This is a genomic window from Streptomyces sp. NPDC031379 (genome assembly GCF_055569615.1).
Map to the genome: position 1 here is coordinate 76,784 of NZ_JBVIIT010000033.1, position 23,687 is coordinate 100,470.

21 protein-coding genes, 1 tRNA gene and 1 pseudogene are annotated in these 23,687 nt (G+C 69.4%); 2 read left to right on the plus strand and 21 right to left on the minus strand.

Annotation, left to right across the window (positions count from 1 at the left end):
- Positions 1 to 95: 95 nt before the first annotated feature.
- From ACZ5CW_RS36335 to ACZ5CW_RS36430, 20 genes are all read right to left on the minus strand, one after another.
- Positions 96 to 911, minus strand: coding sequence for a F0F1 ATP synthase subunit delta (locus ACZ5CW_RS36335; RefSeq protein ID WP_468609191.1), 816 nt, complete (start codon positions 909 to 911; stop codon positions 96 to 98).
- Positions 908 to 1,453: a F0F1 ATP synthase subunit B gene (locus ACZ5CW_RS36340; protein ID WP_468609193.1), complete on the minus strand. Its 546-nt coding sequence runs from the start codon at positions 1,451 to 1,453 to the stop codon at positions 908 to 910. Before ACZ5CW_RS36340 ends, ACZ5CW_RS36335 begins: the two co-directional genes overlap by 4 nt.
- A gap of 35 nt (positions 1,454 to 1,488) precedes the next feature.
- Positions 1,489 to 1,737, minus strand: coding sequence for an ATP synthase subunit c family protein (locus ACZ5CW_RS36345; protein ID WP_030610088.1), 249 nt, complete (start codon positions 1,735 to 1,737; stop codon positions 1,489 to 1,491).
- Between the two features lie 72 nt (positions 1,738 to 1,809).
- Entirely contained in the window at positions 1,810 to 2,646 is an 837-nt protein-coding gene (gene atpB / locus ACZ5CW_RS36350) for a F0F1 ATP synthase subunit A (RefSeq protein WP_468609196.1), read from the minus strand.
- A 210-nt stretch (positions 2,647 to 2,856) separates the two neighbouring features.
- Positions 2,857 to 3,297 (minus strand): hypothetical protein, encoded by a 441-nt coding sequence (locus tag ACZ5CW_RS36355; protein ID WP_468609198.1) that lies wholly within the window; start codon positions 3,295 to 3,297, stop codon positions 2,857 to 2,859.
- A 300-nt stretch (positions 3,298 to 3,597) separates the two neighbouring features.
- Complete coding sequence (locus tag ACZ5CW_RS36360; protein ID WP_468609200.1) at positions 3,598 to 4,911, minus strand: MraY family glycosyltransferase; 1,314 nt, start codon at positions 4,909 to 4,911, stop codon at positions 3,598 to 3,600.
- 164 nt (positions 4,912 to 5,075) lie between these two features.
- Positions 5,076 to 6,314, minus strand: coding sequence for a serine hydroxymethyltransferase (locus ACZ5CW_RS36365; RefSeq protein WP_468609202.1), 1,239 nt, complete (start codon positions 6,312 to 6,314; stop codon positions 5,076 to 5,078).
- 89 nt (positions 6,315 to 6,403) lie between these two features.
- Positions 6,404 to 7,081 carry an arsenate reductase/protein-tyrosine-phosphatase family protein gene (locus ACZ5CW_RS36370; RefSeq protein ID WP_468609204.1) on the minus strand — a complete coding sequence of 226 codons (678 nt, stop codon included), beginning with the start codon at positions 7,079 to 7,081 and terminating at the stop codon, positions 6,404 to 6,406.
- Entirely contained in the window at positions 7,078 to 7,725 is a 648-nt protein-coding gene (locus ACZ5CW_RS36375; protein WP_468609206.1) for an L-threonylcarbamoyladenylate synthase, read from the minus strand. Before ACZ5CW_RS36375 ends, ACZ5CW_RS36370 begins: the two co-directional genes overlap by 4 nt.
- Before the next feature lie 52 nt (positions 7,726 to 7,777).
- Positions 7,778 to 8,623: a peptide chain release factor N(5)-glutamine methyltransferase gene (prmC, locus tag ACZ5CW_RS36380; RefSeq protein WP_468609208.1), complete on the minus strand. Its 846-nt coding sequence runs from the start codon at positions 8,621 to 8,623 to the stop codon at positions 7,778 to 7,780.
- A gap of 39 nt (positions 8,624 to 8,662) precedes the next feature.
- Positions 8,663 to 9,739, minus strand: a complete 1,077-nt coding sequence (prfA, locus tag ACZ5CW_RS36385; protein WP_468609210.1) for a peptide chain release factor 1 — start codon at positions 9,737 to 9,739, stop codon at positions 8,663 to 8,665.
- Between the two features lie 106 nt (positions 9,740 to 9,845).
- Complete coding sequence (rpmE, locus tag ACZ5CW_RS36390) at positions 9,846 to 10,067, minus strand: 50S ribosomal protein L31 (RefSeq protein ID WP_015657814.1); 222 nt, start codon at positions 10,065 to 10,067, stop codon at positions 9,846 to 9,848.
- A gap of 166 nt (positions 10,068 to 10,233) precedes the next feature.
- Entirely contained in the window at positions 10,234 to 11,364 is a 1,131-nt protein-coding gene (locus tag ACZ5CW_RS36395; RefSeq protein ID WP_468609212.1) for an LCP family protein, read from the minus strand.
- Between the two features lie 270 nt (positions 11,365 to 11,634).
- Positions 11,635 to 13,647: a transcription termination factor Rho gene (gene rho, locus ACZ5CW_RS36400; RefSeq protein WP_468609214.1), complete on the minus strand. Its 2,013-nt coding sequence runs from the start codon at positions 13,645 to 13,647 to the stop codon at positions 11,635 to 11,637.
- Between the two features lie 406 nt (positions 13,648 to 14,053).
- Positions 14,054 to 14,971, minus strand: a complete 918-nt coding sequence (thrB, locus tag ACZ5CW_RS36405; RefSeq protein ID WP_468609216.1) for a homoserine kinase — start codon at positions 14,969 to 14,971, stop codon at positions 14,054 to 14,056.
- Between the two features lie 384 nt (positions 14,972 to 15,355).
- Positions 15,356 to 16,414, minus strand: a complete 1,059-nt coding sequence (gene thrC, locus ACZ5CW_RS36410) for a threonine synthase (RefSeq protein WP_468609218.1) — start codon at positions 16,412 to 16,414, stop codon at positions 15,356 to 15,358.
- 6 nt (positions 16,415 to 16,420) lie between these two features.
- The gene (locus ACZ5CW_RS36415) at positions 16,421 to 17,713 is read right to left on the minus strand and encodes a homoserine dehydrogenase (protein ID WP_468609220.1); all 1,293 of its coding nucleotides are present in this window, start codon (positions 17,711 to 17,713) and stop codon (positions 16,421 to 16,423) included.
- 167 nt (positions 17,714 to 17,880) lie between these two features.
- Positions 17,881 to 19,272 carry a diaminopimelate decarboxylase gene (lysA, locus tag ACZ5CW_RS36420; RefSeq protein WP_468609222.1) on the minus strand — a complete coding sequence of 464 codons (1,392 nt, stop codon included), beginning with the start codon at positions 19,270 to 19,272 and terminating at the stop codon, positions 17,881 to 17,883.
- A gap of 54 nt (positions 19,273 to 19,326) precedes the next feature.
- Positions 19,327 to 20,571, minus strand: a complete 1,245-nt coding sequence (gene nrtL / locus ACZ5CW_RS36425) for an ArgS-related anticodon-binding protein NrtL (protein ID WP_468609224.1) — start codon at positions 20,569 to 20,571, stop codon at positions 19,327 to 19,329.
- Positions 20,572 to 20,864: 293 nt separating this feature from the next.
- Complete coding sequence (locus ACZ5CW_RS36430) at positions 20,865 to 21,434, minus strand: response regulator (protein WP_468609230.1); 570 nt, start codon at positions 21,432 to 21,434, stop codon at positions 20,865 to 20,867.
- 118 nt (positions 21,435 to 21,552) lie between these two features.
- On the opposite strand from ACZ5CW_RS36430, the gene ACZ5CW_RS36435 reads away from it, so the two are divergent.
- Positions 21,553 to 21,624, plus strand: a tRNA-Arg gene (locus ACZ5CW_RS36435).
- A 279-nt stretch (positions 21,625 to 21,903) separates the two neighbouring features.
- Positions 21,904 to 22,641, plus strand: coding sequence for a hypothetical protein (locus ACZ5CW_RS36440; protein WP_468609226.1), 738 nt, complete (start codon positions 21,904 to 21,906; stop codon positions 22,639 to 22,641).
- Between the two features lie 687 nt (positions 22,642 to 23,328).
- Here ACZ5CW_RS36440 and ACZ5CW_RS36445 read toward each other — a convergent pair.
- Positions 23,329 to 23,687 (minus strand): annotated as a pseudogene (locus tag ACZ5CW_RS36445) (IS481 family transposase); the annotation flags it as partial.

Consider the following 23,687-nt stretch of genomic DNA (forward strand, 5'->3'; position numbering starts at 1 on the left):
TGGGGGTCTGGGGGCGACCCCCAGGAATCCTCTGCACGGCCCAACCAGGGCCGTAAGTACGTACTGCTTTTCTCGAGATGTCGAGTTGCTGCTCTTTAGCTCGCCATGCGGCGGGCGGCCTCGTCCAGCCGGTCCGCGAGCGAGCCGTTGATGACCTCGTCACCGACCTGCACCCGGATCCCGCCGAGGACCTCGGGGTCCACGTCCAGGTTGAGGTGCATCCGACGGCCGTAGAGCTTGGTCAGGGCGGCGCCGAGGCGCTGCTTCTGTCCGTCGCTCAGCGGCACCGCCGAGGTGACGACGGCGACCATCCGGTCCCGGCGCTCGGCGGCGAGCTTGGACAGGGACTCCAGTCCCGCTTCCAGGCTACGTCCACGCGGCGCGGTCACGAGGCGCGTCACCAGACGCTCGGTGGCCGGCTTGGCCCGTCCGCCGAGCAGCCGGTGCAGCAGCTCGGTCTTGGCCTGCTTCCCGGCGCTGCGGTCGGTCAGTGCCGCGCGCAGCTCGGTGCTGGAGGAGACGATCCGGCCGAACCGGAACAGCTCGTCCTCGACGTCGTCGAGCGTGCCCGTCTTCTCCCCGGCCGTCAGGTCGGCGATGTCCGCCAGCTCCTCCAGCGCGTCCACCAGGTCGCGGGACTGCGACCAGCGGGCGCGGGCGGTGCCGGCCACCAGGTCGGCGGTCGCGCCGCTGGCCTGTCCGCCGATCAGACGCCGGACCAGTTCGGCCTTGGCCTCTCCGGGCTGCGCCGGGTCGGTGAGAACCCGACGCAGGCCGGCCTCGCGGTCGAGCAGCGCGGTGACGGCCGCCAGCTCGTCGGCGAGCTGCGCGGCGTCCACGGACGTGGAGTCCGTCAGCGCGTCGAGACGCTCACGTGCGGCTGCCAGTGCCTCGCGGCTCGCTCCGTTCATCGCGTGGCCTCGGCCTTCTCCTCGAGGTCGTCGAGGAAGCGGTCGATCACACGGCTCTGACGGGCGTGGTCCTCGAGGGACTCACCGACGAGCTTGCCGGCCAGGTCGGTGGCGAGCTTGCCGACGTCCTGACGCAGCGCGGCAGCGGCGGCCTTGCGGTCGGCCTGGATCTGGGCGTGACCGGCGGTGACGATCTCCTCGCGCTGCCGCTGGCCTTCGGCCCGCATCTCGGCGATGAGCGCGGCACCCTGCTCCTGCGCCTCCTGGCGCAGGCGCGCGGCCTCGTGCCGGGCCTCGGCGAGCTGGGCCTTGTACTGCTCAAGGACGCTCTGGGCCTCGGTCTGCGCGGCCTCGGCCTTTTCGATACCGCCCTCGATGGCTTCGCGGCGCTCTTCCAGAACCTTGTTGATGTTCGGGAGGAGCTTCTTGGCGAGGAAGCCGAAGACGATGACGAAGGCGATGAGGCCGATGACGAGCTCTGGGATCGGCGGGATGAGGGGGTTTTCGGCCTCCTCAGCCGCCAGCTGTACCAGGGGGCTCATATCAGTGCCTTTCGTCTAAAGGGCGACGGGTCGGGTCAGGAGCTCGGGTAAACGAACGGCATGACCAGACCGATCAGGGCGAGCGCCTCACAGAAGGCGAAGCCCAGGATCTGGTTGGCGCGGATGAGGCCGGCCGCCTCGGGCTGGCGGGCGAGGGCCTGCGTGCCGTTACCGAAGATGATGCCGACGCCGACGCCCGGGCCGATGGCGGCGAGGCCGTAACCGATGGAGCCGAGGTTGCCCTTGATCTCGACGCCGGCGGCAAGGGTCTGGAGAGCGGACATGCCGGTTCTTCCTTCTCTTTCAAGGACCGGTGGGGGTTGGCCACCGGGTGTCTGGGTGGGTGGTCGGGGTGCTCAGTGGTGCTCGGCGAGCGCGCCCTGGATGTAGCTGCAGGTCAGCAGTACGAAGACGTACGCCTGGACAGCCTGGATGAAGAGCTCGAAGGCGGTCATCACGATGACCATCACGAACGAGACACCGGAGTAGGCGATACCGATGCCGTTCAGCATGTACCAGCTGGCGATCGTGAAGAGCAGCAGCAGCGTGTGGCCGGCGAACATGTTCGCGAAGAGTCGCACGGCGTGGGTGAAGGGCCGGACGAGGAGGTTCGAGAAGAACTCGATCGTCATCGACAGCGGCAGCACCGGGCCGAGCGTCTTGTCGTAGCCGGTGAAGTTCTTGAAGGCTCCGACGAAGCCGTGCCGCTTGAACGTCAGCGAGACCCAGAGGATGTAGACGATGCCGGCCAGGACGGCGGGGTACGAGATGATCGCCGTGACCGGGAAGGCTGCCACCGGGATGATCGACCAGAGGTTCATCATCCAGACGAAGAAGAAGAGCGAGACGACGAGCGGGACGTACCTCTCGCCTTCCTTCTTGCCGATGGTCTCGTAGACGACGCCGCGACGGACGAAGTCGTAACCGGCCTCGGCCACCAGCTGGAGCTTGCCCGGGACGACCTTCGGCTTGGCGAAGGCGGCCCAGAAGAAGCCCACGATGATGATGGAACCGAGCAGCGCCAGCAGCATCGTCTTGTTGAAGTACACGTTGCTGTCCGCGTCGCCCCAGAGCGGCTTGAACAGGAACGAGTGCAGGCCCGGAGCCGGGAAGCCGCACCCGTCGAACAGGTGGCAGCTCGTGTCGAAAGCGAGCGTCTGCGTCGGGTCAGCACTCACCGCGGGCTCCTTCATCGTGGCGCATAGGTACGGCAACCTCGTTGTGTCGGCGCGGCGTGCGGCCGCGGGTCGGCACGGGACTGGTGTTACGGATGTGAGGGCGGCTGGGGGGCATCTCGCCTCGCGATTGAGCAGGCGTCAGCTCAGATGCCCGCGCCCGCGATGCCGCAGTTGGCACCGGACGATAGCAGCATCTCTCGTGCGCCTTTATCCCGGCCCTACCTCTCACGACGAGTGCCCTGTCTTCTCGGGCTTGTCGCCCTTGGACGAGGCATCGGGATCGACGTAGAGGATCTTGGCCTTCATGTGCGCGCGCGTCTGCGCGGCGATCCACGCCAGGGTGGCGACCACCAGCGTGATGGCGAAGGCACGGGGATTGAACAGCGTGGTGTTCTTGAACAGGGCGACGAAGATGACCAGCAGCAGCAGCTGGGCCGCGTAGAGCATCAGGCCCATCATCTGGAACAGCTGCGGGAAAGACTTGGCGGTGCGCTGGAGCACGTAGAGACCGAGCCCCATGAACACGATCACGACCAGCGTCCCGACGACGGCCCCGATGGCTCCCTTGCCACCGGCGACCACACCGCTGACGACGGCGGCAAGCGCGCCGACGGCAGCCGTGGGCACGGCGGCCTGGGCCAGGATCCGGACGTCATTGGACGGCATGGCGGCAACTCCGCTTTCACAGGGGGCAGGGGTGTCGTCATGGACGAGCGTAGTCCCGGGCTGAGTGATCGATACCTCACACCAACGGACCGTCGCACACGGTCCTTCGGCTCTATCCGGGGTTCTCGTGAACCGTATCACAAACTATTTGATGAGGTCTTTACCTGGTTGGTGTGCTTGCTGTCACACATGAGAGTGACAGTGCGCGTCTGTGCAAAAACAGTGCCGACTTGTCTGGTATTAGGGAGCTTTGTTCTCCCACGAGTTGGCAATGCTCTAGTCAGATTCTTACCTTGGCCGTTATCGGCGACGGTCCGGGAAACGCGAACGAGCGCCGATCGCGGTCGCGCCGTTGACGCCCGAAACACCCACCGTGACCGGGGCGCGCTCCTCGTCCTCCGCGGCCTCCCGCACGGCCGCCTCCACGGGCACGGCCGCCTCGGCCGCACGCCGCCGCCTGCGGTAGCGGGGCGGCACGAAGCGCTGCGCCCACACCGGCACCCGCGGGGTGAAGCGCGGGAGCAGCAGCAGGACCAGGCCGACGGCGCTGAGGAAGACCACGCCCAGCACGATCCACATCGACGCCGAGTTGACCGAGTAGGCCAGCGCCCCGAAGCCGATCAGCGCCGACCAGAAGTACATGATCAGCACGGCCCGGCTGTGCGAGTGGCCGATCTCCAGCAGCCGGTGGTGCAGGTGGCCGCGGTCCGCGGCGAACGGGGACTGGCCGCGCCAGGTGCGCCGGACGATCGCCAGCACCAGGTCGGCGGCCGGCACGGCGATGATCGTGAGCGGCATCAGCAGCGGGATGTAGACCGGCACCATCTGGTGCACGGTGCTGCGCTCGGACGCGCCGAACAGCTGATCCGGGTCGACCTGCCCCGTGACGGAGATCGCGCCCGCGGCCAGCACCAGGCCGATCAGCATCGAACCCGAGTCACCCATGAAGATCCGCGCGGGATGCATGTTGTGCGGCAGGAAGCCCAGGCACATGCCCATCAGGATGGCCGCGAACAGCGTCGCCGGGGCGGCGGCCTCGATGCCGTACGAGTACCAGATGCGGTACGTGTACATGAAGAACGCGGCCGCCGCGATGCACACCATGCCGGCGGCGAGGCCGTCGAGGCCGTCCACGAAGTTGACCGCGTTGATGGTGATGACGACCAGCGCCACCGTCAGCAGCGTGCCCTGCCACTGGGTCAGCGCGACCGTGCCGACGCTCGGGATGGGCAGCCACAGGATCGTCAGACCCTGCATCACCATCACGCCCGCGGCGATCATCTGGCCGCCCAGCTTGATCAGGGCGTCGATCTCGAACTTGTCGTCCAGGACGCCGATCAGCCAGATCAGGGCGGCCCCGGAGAGCAGCGCCCGCGGCTCGTTGGACTTGACGAAGACCTCGTTGAGGTTGGTGAGGTGGTCCGCGACCAGCAGGCCCGCGCACAGCCCGAAGAACATGGCGATACCGCCGAGCCGCGGAGTGGGTTCCCGGTGCACGTCACGGGCCCTGATCTCCGGCATCGCCCCGGCCACGATCGCGAACTTCCGTACCGGCCCTGTCAGCAGATACGTCACCGCGGCCGTGATGCAGAGCGTCAGCAGGTATTCACGCACGGGCTTCCCCACAGGTCTCGCTGGCCATCACAGCCCCACACCCTAGCGACGGACGCATATGGATGAGGACTTCCGGGTAGCGACGATGGTTGCACGTGTGGCTGTGGACACCCGGTCCGGGGGACCGGGCACACCGATATGTACGCAGGTGCGCCTACCCCCGCTCAGCCGGGATACGGCGGGAATCGGCCGGTCAGCTCGCGCACCTCCTCCCGTGCCCCGGCCGGGTCTGTCTCCCCGCGCAGCACGGAGCCGAGCAGGGCGGCGATCCGCACCATCTCCGGCTCCCCCATGCCCTGGGTGGTCACGGCGGCCGTGCCCAGGCGCAGGCCGCGGCCGTCGCCGTGCGGCAGCGCGCAGCAGTCCAGCACCAGGCCGGCCGCGAGGAGCCGGCCGCGCGCGGTGCGGCCGTCCACGCCGAGCGGGGCCGGGTCGGCGGTGATCAGGTGGGTGTCGGTGCCACCGGTGGTGACGGCGAGCCCCTCGGCGGCCAGGTGACCGGCGAGCACCCGCGCGTTGGCGACCACCTGATGGGCGTACGCCGTGAAGGCCGGTGTGGCCGCCTCGCCGAACGCGACGGCCTTGGCGGCGATGGTGTGCATCTGTGCGCCGCCCTGTGTGAAGGGGAAGACGGCCCGGTCGACGCGCTCGGCCAGCTCGGCGCCGCACAGGATCATCCCGCCGCGCGGGCCGCGCAGCACCTTGTGTGTGGTGGCACACACGATGTCCGCGTACGGCACCGGGTTCGGCGCCGCTCCCCCGGCGACCAGGCCGATCGGATGGGCCGCGTCCGCGATCAGATAGGCCCCGACCTCGTCGGCGACCTCGCGGAAGAAGGCGTGGTCGAAGTGGCGGGGGTAGGCGATGGAGCCGCAGACGATGGCCTTGGGCCGGTGGTTGCGGGCCAGGTGGCGCACCTGGTCGTGGTCGACGAGCCCGGTCTCGGCGTCGACGCCGTAGCCGACGAAGTCGAACCAGCGGCCGGAGAAGTTCGCCGGCGAGCCGTGGGTGAGGTGGCCGCCGTAGGGCAGGCCGAGGGCGAGGACGGTGTCGCCGGGGCGCAGCAGGGCCGCGTAGGCGGCCAGGACGGCCGAAGAGCCCGAGTGGGACTGGACGTTGGCGTGCTCGGCGCCGAACAGGGCCTTGGCGCGCTCGACGGCGAGCCGCTCGGCGACGTCCACGAGTTCGCAGCCGCCGTGGTGCCGGGCTCCGGGGTAGCCCTCGGCGTACTTGTTGGCGAGCGGCGAGCCGAGGGCCGCGAGGACGGCGGGCGAGGTGAAGTTCTCGGCGGCGATGAGCTGGAGCGTCGTCGACTGCCGCTGCAGCTCCCCGAGCAGGATCTCGGCCAGCTCCGGATCCTGTCGCCGCAGGACATCGGTCTCGTGGACGGTGGTGACCGACATGACGGGCTCCGGGCGGTCGACGGTGACGTATGCCCAATGTAGGCCCGGGATGCGGCGGGCGCGCGATCGTTACGCCCTTCGATGTCCGCTCATGTCCGTGCGGCTACGCCTGTCAGCGCAGTGACGACCGGATCCAGCGCTTCCCCTATCTCGTCCCCGATCGACCGGAAGAACGTCAGCGGGGCGCCGTAGGGGTCGTACACCTCGTCCGCCTCGGCGGTCGGGGCCAGCAGCCAGCCGCGCAGCGCGGCCGCGGCACGGACCAGCGCACGGGCCCGCATGACCACGCCGTCCTCCAGGGGCGGCAGCGTCGCGGGGTCTATCGCCCGGACCAGGCGGGTGAACTCCTTCAGGGTGAAGGTGCGCAGGCCCGCCGAGTGGCCCATGGAGATGACCTGGGCACGGTGGTCGCGGGTGGCGGTCAGGACGAGGTCGGCCATGATGACGTGCTCGTCGAGCAGCTCACGGCCGGTGAACCCGGTGGTGTCCGCGCCGAACTCGGCCAGCACGGTCTCCGCGTTGGTCTCCATGGGCGCACCCTCGTGGCCCCAGGTGCCCGCGCTCTCCACGATCAGCCCGCCGCCGAGCACGCCGAGCCGCTCCGCCACGAAATGGCGGGTCAGGCGCTCGGTGATGGGTGAGCGGCACACGTTGCCGGTGCTGACGTGGAGGATGCGGAAGGTGTCGCGCGGAAAGCCGAAGGTCGTCGTCTCCTCCGCGACACGAGCCCCGATGCCTATGCCACGCCCCGCTTCAGGGGCCGTCAATTCGCCACCTCGAGGTCGGGTACGACCTTGCGCAGCTCGTCCGGGGAGATGGCGCCCTCGCGCAGCAGCAGCGGCACCTCGCGGGAGACGTCCACGATCGACGACGGCACGTTGCCGGGGGTGGGACCGCCGTCCAGGTAGACGGAGACGGAGTCGCCGAGCATCTCCTGGGCCGCGTCGCAGTCCTCCGGCGCCGGGTGGCCGGTGAGGTTCGCCGAGGAGACGGCCATGGGGCCGACCTCGTTGAGCAGCTCGATGGCGACCGGGTGCAGCGGCATGCGCACGGCAACCGTGCCCCGGGTGTCGCCGAGGTCCCACTGCAGCGACGGCTGGTGCTTGGCGACCAGCGTCAGCGCGCCCGGCCAGAACGCGTCGACCAGCTCCCAGGCCAGCTCCGAGAAGTCCGTGACGAGGCCGTGCAGCGTGTTCGGGGAGCCGATGAGGACGGGGGTGGGCATGTTGCGGCCCCGGCCCTTGGCGGCGAGCAGGTCGGCGACGGCCTCCGAGGAGAACGCGTCGGCGCCGATGCCGTACACCGTGTCGGTCGGCAGCACCACCAGCTCGCCCCGGCGGACGGCGGACGCGGCCTCGCGCAGACCCGTCACTCGGTCGGTCGCGTCGTTGGTGTCGTATCGCCGTGCCATCTTTAGCGGGCCTCCTCGTACACGTACTGCGGGGGGAAAGACTGGTGTGTGCTCACGGCAGCGCCTTGCGGGCGGTGGCGAACCGGGGGCGGTTGTTGAGGTCCGGGTGGTCGGCCGCGTCGGCCCAGCCCCGCTCCTCGGTGAAGATCCACGGCACCTGTCCGCCCTGGGTGTCGGCGTGCTCGATGACGACGACACCGCCCGGGCGCAGCAGCCGGTGCGCGGTGCGCTCGATGCCGCGGATCAGGTCGAGGCCGTCCTCGCCGGAGAACAACGCCAGCTCCGGGTCGTAGTCACGGGCCTCGGGGGCTACGTACTCCCACTCGGTGAGCGGGATGTACGGCGGGTTGGAGATGACCAGGTCGACCTGGCCGTCTAGGTCGGGGAAAGCGGTCAGCGCGTCGCCCTGGCGCAGGTCGACCCTGGACCCCGCCACGTTCTTGCGGGTCCACACCAGCGCGTCCTCGGACAGCTCCACGGCGTGCACGCGGGAGCGCGGGACCTCCTGGGCGAGGGCGAGAGCGATGGCGCCGGAACCGGTGCACAGGTCGACGATGCACGGCTCGACCACGTCCATGGCGCGTACGGCGTCTATGGCCCAGCCGACCACGGACTCGGTCTCCGGCCGGGGCACGAACACACCTGGCCCGACCTGCAGCTCCAGGTACCGGAAGTAGGCCCGGCCGGTGATGTGCTGCAGCGGCTCGCGCTGCTCACGCCGGGCGATGACCTCCCAGTACCGGGCGTCGAAGTCCGAATCCTTCACGGAGTGCAGTTCGCCGCGCTTCACGCCGTGCACGAACGCGGCCAGCTCCTCCGCGTCGTTGCGCGGCGAGGGCACGCCGGCGTCGGCCAGCCGCTGGGTGGCCTGGGCCACCTCCGCGAGCAGCAGGTTCACGCAAGTCCTCCGTGTCGTACTCGTGCGTGCGTACGCCTCTTAGGCGGCCGCCAGCTTCGCCGCCGAGTCGGCGTCGACGCAGGCCTGGATCACCGCGTCGAGTTCGCCGTCCAGGACCTGGTCCAGGTTGTAGGCCTTGAAGCCGACGCGGTGGTCCGAGATGCGGTTCTCCGGGAAGTTGTAGGTACGGATCTTCTCGGAGCGGTCGACGGTGCGGACCTGGCTGCGGCGGGCGTCGGCGGCCTCCCGCTCCGCCTCCTCCTGCGCCGCTGCGAGCAGCCTGGAGCGCAGGATACGCATCGCCTGCTCCTTGTTCTGCAGCTGGCTCTTCTCGTTCTGGCAGGAGGCGACGACTCCGGTCGGAATGTGCGTGATGCGCACGGCGGAGTCGGTGGTGTTCACGGACTGGCCGCCCGGGCCGGAGGACCGGTAGACGTCGATCCGCAGGTCGTTCGCGTTGATCTCCACGTCCACCTCCTCGGCCTCCGGCGTGACGAGGACACCGGCGGCGGAGGTGTGGATACGGCCCTGGGACTCGGTGGCCGGCACACGCTGCACGCGGTGCACACCGCCCTCGTACTTCAGCCGGGCCCACACGCCCTGGCCGGGCTCGGTGGCGCCCTGGCCGCCCTTGGTCTTCACCGCGACCTGGACGTCCTTGTAGCCGCCCAGCTCGGACTCGGTGGCGTCGATGATCTCGGTCTTCCAGCCGACGCGCTCGGCGTAGCGCAGGTACATGCGCAGCAGATCACCGGCGAACAGGGCGGACTCGTCGCCGCCGGCACCCGCCTTGATCTCCAGAATGACGTCCTTGTCGTCACTCGGGTCGCGCGGGACGAGCAGCAGGCGCAGCCTCTCGGTCAGCTCCTCGCGCTGCTTCTCCAGGTCCTTGACCTCGGCGGCGAAGTCGGGGTCGTCGGCGGCCAGCTCGCGCGCGGTCTCGATGTCGTCGCCGGTCTGCTTCCAGGAGCGGTACGTGGCGACGATCGGGGTCAGCTCGGCGTAGCGCTTGTTCAGCTTGCGCGCGTTCGCCTGGTCGGCGTGGACCGACGGGTCGGCGAGCTTCGTCTCCAGGTCGGCGTGCTCGGCGACGAGTTCCTCGACGGCCTCGAACATCTTTGGCTCCTGTACTGCGATGAAGGGAAGGGGCGGGCGACCAAAAACGCCGGTCCCGGGCACACCCCGGCTGGGGCGTGACCGTGGACCGGCGAAATGGGGCTCGCTACTTCTTGGAGCCGGCGGCCTTGCCGAAGCGGGCCTCGAAGCGGGCCACACGGCCACCGGTGTCGAGGATCTTCTGCTTGCCCGTGTAGAACGGGTGGCACTCGGAGCAGACCTCGGCCCGGATGGTGCCGGACTCGATGGTGCTACGGGTGGTGAACGACGCGCCACAGGTGCAGCTGACCTGCGTCTCGACGTACTCGGGGTGGATGTCGCGCTTCAAGGTTTCTCCTAGGTTTCGGGAGGGCGCCGGGTCGCCGCCGCGGGATGCGGGAGCGTGAACCGGAGCCGACGTACCAGTCTGCCAGGACTGGTGCCATCCACCCAAACCGGGGGTGCGGTTGTTCTATTCCTGCGGGCGGGCGGAAGCGCGCTGTGCCCCGCGCCCGTCAGCTCACCACACCCTTGGCCTCGCCTGTCGCCGTGCCCTCGGTGGCCGACTTCGGGATGGCCCTGTCGTTCTTCAGGGCGTCCCAGACCAGCTGGGCCTTCGTCTTCGCCAGCAGGACGCGGTTGGGGTTGGCCGGGTCGTACCGGACGGGCATCGTGACCATCTTCATGTGGGACGAGCTGATGCCCTTGAGGCCGTCCGCGAAGTCGATGAGGGAGTTGACCGAGCCGATGTCGGAGTCGGTGGTGACGGCCTTGGTGGCGGTGTCGGCGAGGTCGTACAGCCTCTTGGGGTTCGAGAAGACACCGACGTGCTTGACCTGGTCGATCAGGGCCTTGATGAACGCCTGCTGGAGCTGGATGCGGCCCAGGTCGGAGCCGTCGCCCACACCGTGCCGGGTACGGACCAGGCCGAGGGCCTGCTCTCCGTTCAGCGTGTGGGTGCCGGCCTTGAGGTCCAGATGGCTCTGCGGGTCGTCGATCTTCCTGGTCGTGGTGACCTGGACTCCGCCGAGGTCGTCGATGAGCTTCTGGAAGCCCTCGAAGTCGACCTCCAGATAGTGGTCCATACGGATGCCGGAGATCGACTCGACGGTCTTCACGGCGCAGGCGGCGCCGCCGGTGGAGTACGCCTCGTTGAACATCACGCCGGACACGGCGGGGTGCGCGGTGCCCTTGGTGTCGGTGCACCGGGGACGGTCGACGAGGGTGTCCCGCGGGATCGAGACCACGCTGGCCTTCTTGTGGCCCTCGTAGACGTGGACGATCATCGCCGTGTCGGAGCGGGCGCTGCCGTCGTCGGTGCCGCCGCCGAGCTTCTTGTTCTTGCCGGAACGCGTGTCCGAGCCGAGGACCAGGATGTTCTCGGAGCCGTTGTCGATCTTCGAAGGCCGGTCGTTGCCGAGGGCCTGGTTGATGTCGACGCTCCGGAGGTTGCCGTTGAGCTTGAAGTACAGGTACCCGGCTCCGGTGCCGCCCAGCACGACCACGCCCGCGACCGTCCACGCCGTGACGAGGAGGGCCTTGCGGCTCCCGCTGCGGGGCTTGCGGCGGCGGCCCCTGCCGTGGCGGCCGGGGCCGGTCTGGGCCGGCTCCGGTATGCCGGACTCCGGCGTGCTCTCGGCGGACACATCGCTCCCAGGTCTCGTCGGTCGATTACCCCCTGCGTTCGGGGTCGGGCGCGGTCGTCACCGCTCCATCGTCGCTCCGCTCTGTCAGACGGAGAAACTCGGGAAAGAGTTGCACAACGCAGAGTGCCCACCGCGTACAGCGGTGGGCACTCTGCGTCACGACGGAGGCGGGCCACACCCCGCTCACCTGCGCGTTCAGCCGACCAGGACGGACCGCCCGGAGGCGGTGCCGATCGAGACCCCTGTGGCGAAGGTCTCGGCGGGGAACACTCAGTCCCCGTTGCCCGGAGTCGGCGTCGTCTTCTGGATCTGCATCAGGAACTCGACGTTCGACTTGGTCTGCTTCATCTTGTCCAGCAGCAGCTCGATCGCCTGCTGCTGGTCCAGCGCGTGCAGGACACGGCGGAGCTTCCAGACGACGGCCAGCTCCTCGTTGCCGAGCAGGATCTCTTCCTTACGGGTACCGGACGCGTCCACGTCCACCGCCGGGAAGATGCGCTTGTCGGCGAGCTTCCGGTCGAGCTTCAGCTCCATGTTGCCGGTGCCCTTGAACTCCTCGAAGATCACCTCGTCCATGCGGGACCCGGTGTCCACCAGGGCGGTGGCGAGGATGGTCAGCGAGCCGCCGTCCTCGATGTTGCGGGCCGCACCGAAGAAGCGCTTCGGCGGGTACAGGGCCGTGGAGTCGACACCACCGGACAGGATGCGGCCGGAGGCCGGCGCGGCCAGGTTGTAGGCACGGCCCAGACGCGTGATCGAGTCGAGCAGCACGACGACGTCGTGGCCCAGCTCCACCAGACGCTTGGCGCGCTCGATGGCCAGCTCGGCGACCGTGGTGTGGTCCTCGGCCGGGCGGTCGAAGGTCGAGGAGATGACCTCGCCCTTGACCGACCGCTGCATGTCGGTGACCTCTTCCGGACGCTCGTCGACGAGGACGACCATCAGGTGGCACTCGGGGTTGTTGTGCGTGATCGCGTTGGCGATCGCCTGCATGATCATGGTCTTACCGGTCTTCGGCGGGGCCACGATCAGACCGCGCTGGCCCTTACCGATCGGCGAGACCAGGTCGATGATGCGGGTGGTGAGCACACCCGGGTCCGTCTCCAGGCGCAGGCGGTCCTGCGGGTAGAGCGGGGTCAGCTTGTTGAACTCCGGGCGGCCGCGGCCGTGTTCGGGCGCCATGCCGTTGACGGAGTCGAGGCGGACCAGCGCGTTGAACTTCTCGCGGCGCTCGCCCTCCTTGGGCTGACGGACCGCACCGGTGACGTGGTCACCCTTGCGCAGGCCGTTCTTGCGGACCTGGGCGAGCGAGACGTACACGTCGTTCGGGCCCGGCAGGTAGCCGGAGGTCCGGATGAAGGCGTAGTTGTCGAGGATGTCCAGGATGCCCGCGACGGGGATCAGGACGTCGTCCTCGGCGAGCTGCGGCTCGGCGATCTCGTCGCGGCCACGACGGCCACGGCGGTCGCGGTAGCGGCCGCGACGGCCCCGGCGGCCGCCCTCGAAGTCGTCGTCCTCCTCGACCCGCTGCTGCCGGTCCTGACGGCCGCCGCCCTGCTGCTGGCCCTGCTGCTGCCGGTCCTGACGACCGCCGCCCTGGCCCTGCTGGTCGTCGCCCTTGTTACGGCGGTCACGGTCACGGCCGCGCTCACGGCGGTCGCGGCGGCCACGGCCCTCGCCGTCACCGGCGTCGCCCTTGGCCTCGCCCTGCTGCTGGGCCGGCGTCTCGGCCTTGGCCTCGCTCTTCGCCTCGGCCACGACGGTCTCGGCGCCGCTCGCGGTGGGGCTGCCCGCCTCCGCGGTGGCACGGCGGCGACGACGCTCGGTCGGGGCCTCGTCCCCCCCACGCTCGGCTTCGCCCGCGCGGGCGGTGCCCCCGGCCGGCTGGCCGGGAATCTCGATCTGCTGCTGGGCCACGGCCTTCTCGGCGGGGGCCTCGGTCTTGGCCTCGGCCTTCTTCTCCGCGTCCTCACCCGTACGGGCCTTGGAGGTGGCCCGGCGCTTGGGCTTGGTCTCGGCGGCGGCCTCGGCCTTGGGGGCCGCGCCCCCGCCGGCCTGGGCCTCCTTGATGACCTCGATCAGCTGGCTCTTGCGCATACGCGCGGTGCCCCTGATGCCGAGGCCCGAGGCGACCTGCTGCAGCTCGGCCAGCACCATGCCCTCGAGGCCGGTACCGCGGCGCCGCCGGGAGCCGGCACCGGTGGCAGGCGCGGAGGCGTCCGTGGCGGGCGCGGCAGCGGTCTCCTCGACACGTGCGCCCATCAGATCGGTGGTGTCGCTCACGAAGGGTCCTTCCCTGGAGCGGACGTCGGCCTGTCTGGCTCGGCGACCGGTTGTGCTGTCCGACTACGGTCCTGTCTTCTGTGAACCGTGCCGGGGCGGTGGTCCGCCAAAGCGGCGGAAAGAGATTTGCTGGTGATGGCGCTTCCGCGATGCCGTGGCACCCAGTGTCACGTGGCGTGGTAGCACCGATTCCGAAGCGTGCCCGGCGGCCCGCTCAGTGCCCGCATACGACGTACTGCCCAGGTACGGCGCAAGGAACACGGAGTGGCGCGGGAGGCTCCCGGAAGAATGTCTGTCCCGGACGGGGACACGAGGCACCTCGCCATGGTGGGGTCGGGTGCAGACTTGAGGTTAACACTACCGGATCCAACAAACATTCCCCCTCTCCAAATCCGGCAACCGTGTCTCAGGTCGCAAGCGGCAGCACGCTCGCTCCCTGTACATCGAGGTCCAGCCGGTTGGCGGCCCAGCCCTCACCGGCGAGGTGAGAGACCTTGTCGGCGCTTTCGGCGTCGGCGAGGGCCATGACGGTGGGTCCGGCACCCGAGATCACGGCCGGGATGCCGTCGGCCCGCAGCCGCTCCACCAGCGCGGCGCTCTCCGGCATGGCCGGGGCGCGGTACTCCTGGTGGAGACGGTCCTCGGTGGCGGGCAGCAGCAGCTCGGGGCGCCGGGTGAGGGCCTCGACGAGCAGCGCGGCACGGCCGGCGTTCACGGCGGCGTCGACGTGCGGCACGGTGCGCGGGAGCAGGCCGCGCGCGGTCTCGGTCAGGACCGGCTTTCCGGGCACGAAAACCACCGGAACGATGGAATTGTGCGGCTCCATCCTGATCGCCCGGGCGGCGCCGGCCTCCATCCAGGACAGGGTGAAGCCGCCGAGCAGACAGGCCGCCACGTTGTCCGGGTGGCCCTCGATCTCGGTGGCCAGCTCCAGCAGCGCGGCGTCGTCGAGCCGGGCCTCGCCCCCTATGGTCACCGCGCGGGCGGCGACGATTCCGGCACAGATGGCGGCGGAGGAGGAGCCGAGACCCCGGCCGTGCGGAATGCGGTTGGCGCAGACGATCTCCAGGCCGCGGGGCTGTCCGCCCAGCAGATCGAAGGCGGTGCGCAGGGAACGGACGAGCAGGTGGCGTTCGTCCCGGGGCAGGGTCTCGCTGCCCTCGCCCGCGATGTCGATGTGCAGCCCGGAGTCGGCCACCCGGACGACCACGTCGTCGTAGAGCCCCAGCCCGAGGCCCAGGGCGTCGAAGCCCGGACCGAGGTTGGCGCTGGTGGCGGGGACGCGCACCCGGACGGCGGCGGCGCGGAACGCTGGACCGGCCATCGCTCGTTGACTCTCCTTGAGCTGCGTGACGGTCGCATGACCTCGAGGGACTCGATGGACATTCGACCGATGTTCGGTGGACATCCGATGACGTACGAAAGGCCCGTCGGGCCGCGCAGACGACACGGCGCCGTGCCACACGCGAGGGCATATGCGGTGGGCGGGTTCAGTACAGCCTATCGAAGGAAGGTTGTGTGACGACATAGGGCGCACAGGAGGCGCACGATGCGTGTCGTAAGCCCCGTGTGCTCCCCGTCAGGGGAAACGGGGGAAACCCGGGGCTCCTGCCGGGGAAGGCCCCGGGACTCCCGTCAGGGAAGCTCCCCGGTCCCCTGCCGGGGAAAGGCCGGGCCTTCCCGTCGGGGAAGGCCCGGACCCGGGCGCTCAGGCGAGGCCGAGGCGCTCGGCCGCGGTGGCCGCGTCGACGGGCACGGTGACCGGCTGCGGGGCACCGGCGACGGCCCAGTCGGGGTCTTTCAGACCGTTGCCCGTGACGGTGCACACGATGCGCTGCCCCGGGTCGACCTTGCCCTGCTCGGCGGCCTTGAGCAGACCGGCCACCGAGGCGGCGGAGGCGGGCTCCACGAAGACGCCCTCCTGGGCGGCCAACAGCCGGTAGGCCCGCAGGATCTCACGGTCCGTCACCTCGTCGATGAGGCCGCCGGACTCGTCGCGCGCGGCGAGGGCGAAGCCCCAGGAGGCGGGGTTGCCGATGCGGATCGCGGTGGCGATGGTGGACGGGTCCTTGACGACCTCGCCGCGCACGATCGGGGCGCTGCCGGAGGCCTGGAAACCCCACATGCGGGGCGTCCCGCCGGCGATGCCGTCGGCGGCGTACTCCGTGTAGCCCTTCCAGTAGGCGGTGATGTTGCCCGCGTTGCCCACCGGGAGCACATGGATGTCGGGCGCGTCACCGAGCATGTCCACGATCTCGAAGGCGGCCGTCTTCTGACCCTCGATCCGCACCGGGTTCACCGAATTCACCAGCGCCACCGGGTAGTTCTCACTCAGTTCTCGAGCGAGCGTCAAGCAGTCGTCGAAGTTGCCGTCGACCTGGAGGATCTTGGCACCGTGGACGAGGGCCTGGCCCATCTTGCCGAGGGCGATCTTGCCCTGCGGCACGAGCACCGCGGAGACCATGCCGGCCCGTACGGCGTACGCGGCCGCGCTGGCGGACGTGTTGCCGGTGGAGGCGCAGATGACGGCCTTCGCCCCCTCCTCCTTGGCCTTGCTGATGGCCATGGTCATGCCGCGGTCCTTGAAGGACCCGGTGGGGTTGGCCCCCTCCACCTTCAGGTGGACCTCACAGCCCGTGCGCTCGGAGAGCACCTGCGCGGGCACGAGGGGCGTGCCGCCCTCGCGAAGCGTCACGACCGGCGTGGTGTCGGAGACCGGCAGCCGGTCCCGGTACTCCTCGATGATTCCGCGCCACTGGTGGGTCATTGCTGGTTACTCTCCTTCAACCCGCATGATGCTGGCGACACCCCGCACGGTGTCGAGCTTGCGCAGCGCCTCGACGGTCCCGGTGAGGGAGGCGTCGGAGGCCCGGTGGGTGACGACGACGAGAGAGGCCTCGCCGTCCTTGCCCTGCTGCCGAACGGTGTCGATCGACACCCCGTGCTCGGCGAACACGGTCGCGACCTGGGCGAGCACGCCCGGTTTGTCGGCCACGTCAAGGCTGATGTGGTACCGGGTGACGACCTCGCCCATCGGGGAGACGGTCAGGTCGGCGTACGCCGACTCGCCGGGACCGGTCGAGCCGCTCAGCCGGTTGCGGCACACGGCGACGAGGTCGCCGAGGACGGCGGAGGCGGTGGGCGAACCGCCGGCGCCGGGGCCGTAGAACATGAGCTGCCCGGCGGCATCGCTCTCCACGAAGACGGCGTTGTACGCGCCGCGCACGGAGGCGAGCGGGTGGCTGAGCGGGATCATCGCGGGATGCACGCGCGCGGTGACCGACGCGCCGTCCTTCGAGCGCTCGCAGATGGCGAGCAGCTTGATGGTGCAGCCCATCTCCTTGGCCGAGCGGAAGTCGGCGGCGGTGACCTCGGTCATGCCCTCGCGGTAGACGTCGTCGAGGCGCACGCGCGTGTGGAAGGCGATACCGGCGAGGATCGCGGCCTTGGCGGCGGCGTCGAAGCCCTCGACGTCGGCGGTCGGGTCGGCCTCCGCGTACCCGAGGGCGGTGGCCTCGTCGAGCGCCTCCTGATACCCGGCACCCGTCGAGTCCATCTTGTCGAGGATGAAGTTGGTGGTGCCGTTGACGATGCCCAGCACCCGGTTGACCTTGTCGCCGGCGAGGGACTCGCGCAGCGGCCGGATCAGCGGGATGGCACCGGCGACGGCGGCCTCGTAGTACAGGTCCCTGCCGTGCTCCCCGGCGGCGGCGTGCAGGGCGGCCCCGTCCTGGGCGAGCAGCGCCTTGTTGGCGGAGACGACGGAGGCGCCGTGCTCGAAGGCGGTGGTGATGAGGGACCGCGCGGGCTCGATCCCGCCGATGACCTCCACGACCACGTCGATGTCGCCGCGTTTGACGAGGGCGGTGGCGTCGGTGGTGACGAGGGCGGGGTCGATGCCCTCGCGCACCTTGCTCGGGCGCCGTACGGCGACTCCGGCCAGCTCGACCGGGGCGCCGATCCTGGCGGCGAGGTCGTCGGCGTGCGTCGTCATGATGCGCGCCACCTCTGAGCCGACCACTCCACAGCCCAGCAGCGCCACCTTCAGCGGACGCGTACGCATCATCCGACCTCGTTTCCTCATACCGTCTACGGTTGGACCAGTCTCACTCACCGGACGGGAGTTTCTACCCTTCGTCCGGATCGTGAGACATCTATTTCATTTGTGCAGGGGTGGAAGACCGTAGATCTTCCACCCCGGGCTTTTTCGGCCCCGGCCTGCCCGGCCTTGCGTCACCCGACGTCGAGACGCAGGAGGTCCTCCTCCGTCTCCCGGCGGACGATGACCCGCGCCTCGCCGTCCTTCACGGCGACGACGGGCGGCCGGAGCACATGGTTGTAGTTGCTGGCCATGGACCGGCAGTAGGCACCCGTGGCCGGTACGGCGATGAGGTCACCGGGTGCCAGGTCGGCCGGCAGGAACGCGTCCTTCACCACGATGTCGCCGCTCTCACAGTGCTTGCCGACCACGCGGGCGAGCATCGGCTCGGCGTCGGAGGTGCGGGAGGCCAGGGCCACGCTGTACTCGGCGTCGTACAGCGCGGTCCGGATGTTGTCGGACATGCCGCCGTCGACGGAGACGTACGTACGCAGCCCGTCGAGCGGCTTGACGGTGCCGACCTCGTACAGGGTGAAGGCCGTGGGCCCCACGATGGCCCGCCCGGGCTCGACCGAGATCCGGGGCGTGCGCAGCCGGGCGGCCTCGCACTCGCGGCCGACGATCTCGGTGAGCGCCTTGGCGATCTCGTGCGGCTCGCGGGGGTCGTCGTCGCTGGTGTAGGCGATGCCGAGGCCGCCCCCGAGGTCGATCTCAGGCAGCTCCACGCCGTGCTCGTCGCGGATGTCCCTGAGCAGCCCGACCACGCGGTGGGCGGCGACCTCGAACCCGGACATGTCGAAGATCTGCGACCCGATGTGCGAGTGGATCCCGATCAGCTCGAGCCCGTCGAGCTGCAGGGCCCGCCGCACGGCCTCGGCGGCCTGCCCGCCGGCCAGCGGAATGCCGAACTTCTGGTCCTCGTGGGCGGTGGCGATGAACTCGTGCGTGTGCGCCTCCACGCCGACGGTGATCCGGATCTGGACCCGCTGCCGCTTGCCGAGGGACTGCGCGATGTGCGCGACGCGCACGATCTCCTGGAAGGAGTCGAGAACGATCCGCCCGACGCCGGCGGTGACGGCCCTCTCGATCTCCTCCGTCGACTTGTTGTTGCCGTGGAAGGCGATGCGGTCGGCGGGCATGCCGGCGGAGAGGGCGGTGGTCAGCTCGCCGCCGGAGCAGACGTCGAGGTTCAGCCCCTCCTCGTTCAGCCACCGCACGACGGCACGCGAGAGGAAGGCCTTGCCCGCGTAGAAGACGTCGGCGTCGGCCCCGAAGGCGGTACGCCAGGCACGGGCCCGCGCCCGGAAGTCGGTCTCGTCCATGACGTAGGCGGGCGTGCCGAACTCCTCGGCGAGCCGCTTGGCGTCGATCCCGCCGACGGTGACGACGCCGTCGGCGTCGCGCGTGACCGTCTGGGCCCACACCTTCCGGTCGAGGGCGTTGAGGTCCGTGGGCGGCGCGGAGTAGTGCCCCTCGGGGAGGACGTCGGCGTGACGGGGCCCGGCGGGGTGCGCGGAACGGCTCATGACGTGACTCTCAGACTCTCTGTGTCTCTCCGGGGCCCATGTCTTCTCCGGCCCTCAGAGGTGTTCGGGTGCGTCGATACCGAGCAGGGAGAGGCCACCGGCCAGCACCGTCCCGACGGCTTCGGCAAGGGCCAGCCGGGCGCGGTGGGCGGCCGAGGGTTTCTCCTCGCCACGGGGAAGCACGGAGGGCAGAAAGGGCAGTACGGCATCGGCAACGGTGACGAGATGCCGCGCAAGCCGATCCGGGGCACGGTGGGTGGCGGCCGCGGCGAGGATGCGGGGGTGATCGGCGAGGGGGGTCAGGAGGGGACGGAGATGTGCGGGGGTGATGCCGGGGGCGGCCGAGGAGGTGCGGGGGGTGGCGGGGGTGGTGCCGGGGGCTGCGGGGGTGCCGCCGGTGCTTTCCTGCGGGGTGCCGGTGATCGCGGAGGTGGCTCCGGTGCTTTCGTGAGCGGGGCCGGTGGTCATGTGGACGGCGCTGTGTGGAGCACCTGCGAGGGCGACGGCAACGGCACCGGTGACAGCGTCGGCGTGGGTCTCGGCATCGAGGGCACTGAGGGCACCGTTGTGCGGGTGGGGCATGTCGTCCCCGACCGGGCCGGGCTCGGCGCTGAAGCCGAGGCGAGCGGCGTTGCGGCTGACGGAGCGGATGCGGGCGTGGGCGTACCGGACGCGGAAGAGGGGGTTGGCCTCCCGCTGTACCAGGTGATCGGCGGTGATGCGGGGCCGGTCGTGGGGGGCGGGGTGGAGGAGGGCCCACTGGGCGGCGTCGGGCCCGAGCGGGGCGGGGTCCTCCGGTGCCGGCACGGGCCGCAGATTGACAGGCTCGCCGTGCTCGACGGTGGCCCGCCCGCCCTGCGTGGCCACGATCCGCACGACCGCATCCGCAACGACCTCGGCCCGCACCTCGTACGGCACCCGCAGCGCGACGACCTGCCCGGCAAGGGCGTCACCGTGACCGTACGCGGCACCCCGGGCCTGGATCTCCCGGACCAGATCGCCGACGAGGTCGGTCTGCGCCCCGAGGCTGATGTTGAGGAAGCCGGGCCCGGTGACGACGACGTCCCGGATGCCGTCGGCGCAGACGAGACGGGGCCGCAGGATCTCGGCGACCCGTCGCGGCGGCTGCCCGGCCGGCCGGGCGAGCTGGAGGGCGATGGTGGTGGCGTAGTCGCCGCATCCCCCGGGCCCCGGCTCGGTCACCACGGCCCGCTCGGGCACGGTCACACTCAGCTCCCCGTCGTCGACAGCACTGCGCACCGCGCGCAGCACGGTGCGGGAGAGTTCGACGGGGGTCACGGGACAAGCGTAGGGGAGGAGGGGGGTGGGTAGGCGAGGCGGTTCAGCCTACGGACAGACGGCGACCGCTGCCGGGATGGGCCCGCTACGGCCCTAGACGTCCGAGCGCGCAAAACCCCAGGCCGACGAGGCGAGGAGCCCCGAGACCGACGGAACGGCAACGCACTGCCGAGGGCCACGGGGAGGTGTCCCTGACGAAGACGGCGAGGTGTCCCCTTGGGGACTCGCGGCCCTCCCTGAAAATGAAAGATGCCTAGGGCCGTTCCGGCGCCCGCCGGCCCCACGCCGAGGCCCTATCCACCGAAGGAGATCCCACCCGGTACCCCGTCGGCGACGCCGTCATCGTCCCCTTCTCCATCACCGCCGCCGTCCCCACCCCGGTCGGAGCCACTGTCCCCTCCCCGGCTCTCTTCCCCTCCACGCTGTCCCCCGTGGCCGGTCCGGCGCTCGATCAAGTGCTTGACGAGCCGTACGAGTTCGGCAGGTTCGAAGGGCTTGGCGAGGAAGGCGTCCACGCCGACATCGAGGCCGGTCTCGACCTCGTACTGCGTGCACGCGCTGACGATGGCGAGAGGGAGATGGTGCGTACGGGGATCGGCGCGGAGCCGGGCGGCGGTGCGCAAGCCGTCCAGCCGGGGCATGACCACATCGAGCGTCACGACATCGGGCCGCACCTGATGCACCACATCCAGACACTCGGCACCATCGGCCGCGGTCACGACCTCGAGCCCTTCCAGCTCGAGGTTGACCCTGATCAGCTGCCGGATGACCTTGTTGTCGTCCACAACAAGCACCCGGCCCGACGCGCCTGACACAACTCGAGAGTAGGTCCGGACCGGCCACCGCGTCCGGGTTTTCCCCACTTCCACCCCGTACAGGGGACCCACCGTCGCCCCTCCGGGGAAACGGGTTCCTGATCACCCCGCCGGACCTGCTAGTGTTCTATCCGTCGCCGCGAGCGAGCAGCACCGCAGCCGACACGCCCCCGTAGCTCAGGGGATAGAGCAACGGCCTCCGGAGCCGTGTGCGCAGGTTCGAATCCTGCCGGGGGCACTCGCCGAGGATCAGCAGAGATCAAGCGCTGACCAGGGCGGATGCCGACAGAAGAGGGCGGGAGTCAGTCTCACTGACTCCCGCCCTCTCTCGTTGTCTCTCGCTCTTCGCGCACCATCTGCGATACACGCGACACGCCTCCGCCACACTCGCCGACCGCACGGCGCGGCATGAGTCAAGACCAACCTTCTGGTTCGGAGTCGGAACAGCCAGCCCCCTACCGCGCTGAATGTACGCAAGCAGTGTGCTGGCGAGCGCCGGTCGGACTAAAGTGCCGCCATGTGGCGTGAGTTGAGGGGCGGAGACCACTTCGGCGTCAAGCCAACCCGCGCCAAGATCAAAGAACTGATTGACGAGGTCGCGTCACGCTTTGAGGAGACGGTGGAGGTCGAATACTCGGCGCTCGGCCGAACCTACTTCGTGCAGGCCCCGAGCCTGGATGACCTGGTCAGCGAACTCGACCCATCCATCCACAACATCTACAACCTGCATGTCACCATCAAATCTGCCGCTACCGAGCAAACCCATGCCCACCTGACTTTCGGCGAAAAACCCAGTCGCTTGAAGATGCGCTTAGGGATTTTCCCGTACACGACCAAAGGCGTGGTCTTCTGGTCTGTCAGCCACCCTGACAGTGGGATCGCCGACAAGATCGCGCGAGAGATTCGACGCCATCTGAGTGAGATGACGAAAGCAGGATGGCGCTACAAGAGCGGCATCTCAAAATGGAGAGCCCTGGCGCAAGTTGCTTACCTTGCTTTTCTTTTTTCAATATGGGCCGACCCCCCATACGAGTCATGGCTCAACGCCTTTCGCGCCGCGACGTTACTGGCGGCTTGGACCGACCTTCTTTTGACCTACGACGAGATCAGAATTGAGATCATCCGCTCAACGATCCTTACCCGTTGGCAGTCATGGAGTCCCAGTAGCGCGACGGTAGCCAGAAGCACCGTGCTTGCATCGGTGCTTGCTGTCCCCGCACTGATCTTGGCTCTTGTACAGCTCTTTCAGCGGTGAGCCAGTCCGCAAGGCACAGTTCCTTTTAGGCGGCACCAGCCGCGATGAGGACGATGCGATGAACGAGGGGTGGGCGGCCCTAGCCGCCGGAGGCTTGGGTCTGGTCGGCGCTTTGGCTGCCGCTGTCGCTGCCATGTGGGGTGCTCGGACAGGGGCAACAAAGGCACTCGAAGCTACTTACGCTCAGGTGACAGGCCAAGAACTTGCCGAGCATCGCCATTGGGCCCGCGAGCAACGCATGCTGACCTTAATGGAGACGGTTGATCAACTGACGGCTATGGATGCCGCTCTGAGCTTGGCTTGGGTAAAGCTCATCATGGGAGAGGTGCCCGCCCCAGAACGATACGAGGAGTTCGACGTATCTCATAGGACGCTTATGCGCTATGTCTTCCGCTTGGGTGTCTGGGGACCAAATGAAGGACGGAACGTAGCTCAGGAGATTCATCGCTTGGCGACTCGCATCGCTGAAGCTTGGATTCTCTGGGAGGCCGCTCTGGAGTCCGGGAATCCAACAGACGGACTCCAGGAGGACTTTCGGGTCCGCAGGGCGGCACTTAACGCACCATCGGCCGAATTTCTTAACCTAGCCGGACGCGCCCTCAGAGAGCCTGCGCAAGCTCCCTAGGGCGGTGCCGAGTCTCAGTTGATGGTTGACGGGTTGGCGTCGGGTGATGCTTGACGTCTGCCCTAGACGATCTTCCGGCGGTTGTGTTCGCCGGACTTGCGGACCACCACCTCCTTCCTGGTGACACGGGGGACGGTGGTGATCAGCTCCTGGCCGTGGAAGACCCGGATCACGTCCTCGCTGAGGTGGGCGGTGACGACCTGGTGGGCATAGCCGCGACCGAGCTGGACGCGTTGTCCGGCGACCATGAAGCCGCCGACACTGCTGACCGTCCGCTCGGCGATCTGCTCGGCGGCCGGTGGCAGCTGGGGAGGTGGCCCGGCCGGGCGGCCCCCTTGCAGACGCCCGCAGGCCGAGGGCGGCAGAGGGCTGGGCAGGGTGGCCTGCAGAACACGCTGCTCGTTGAGGACCTGCAGCACTT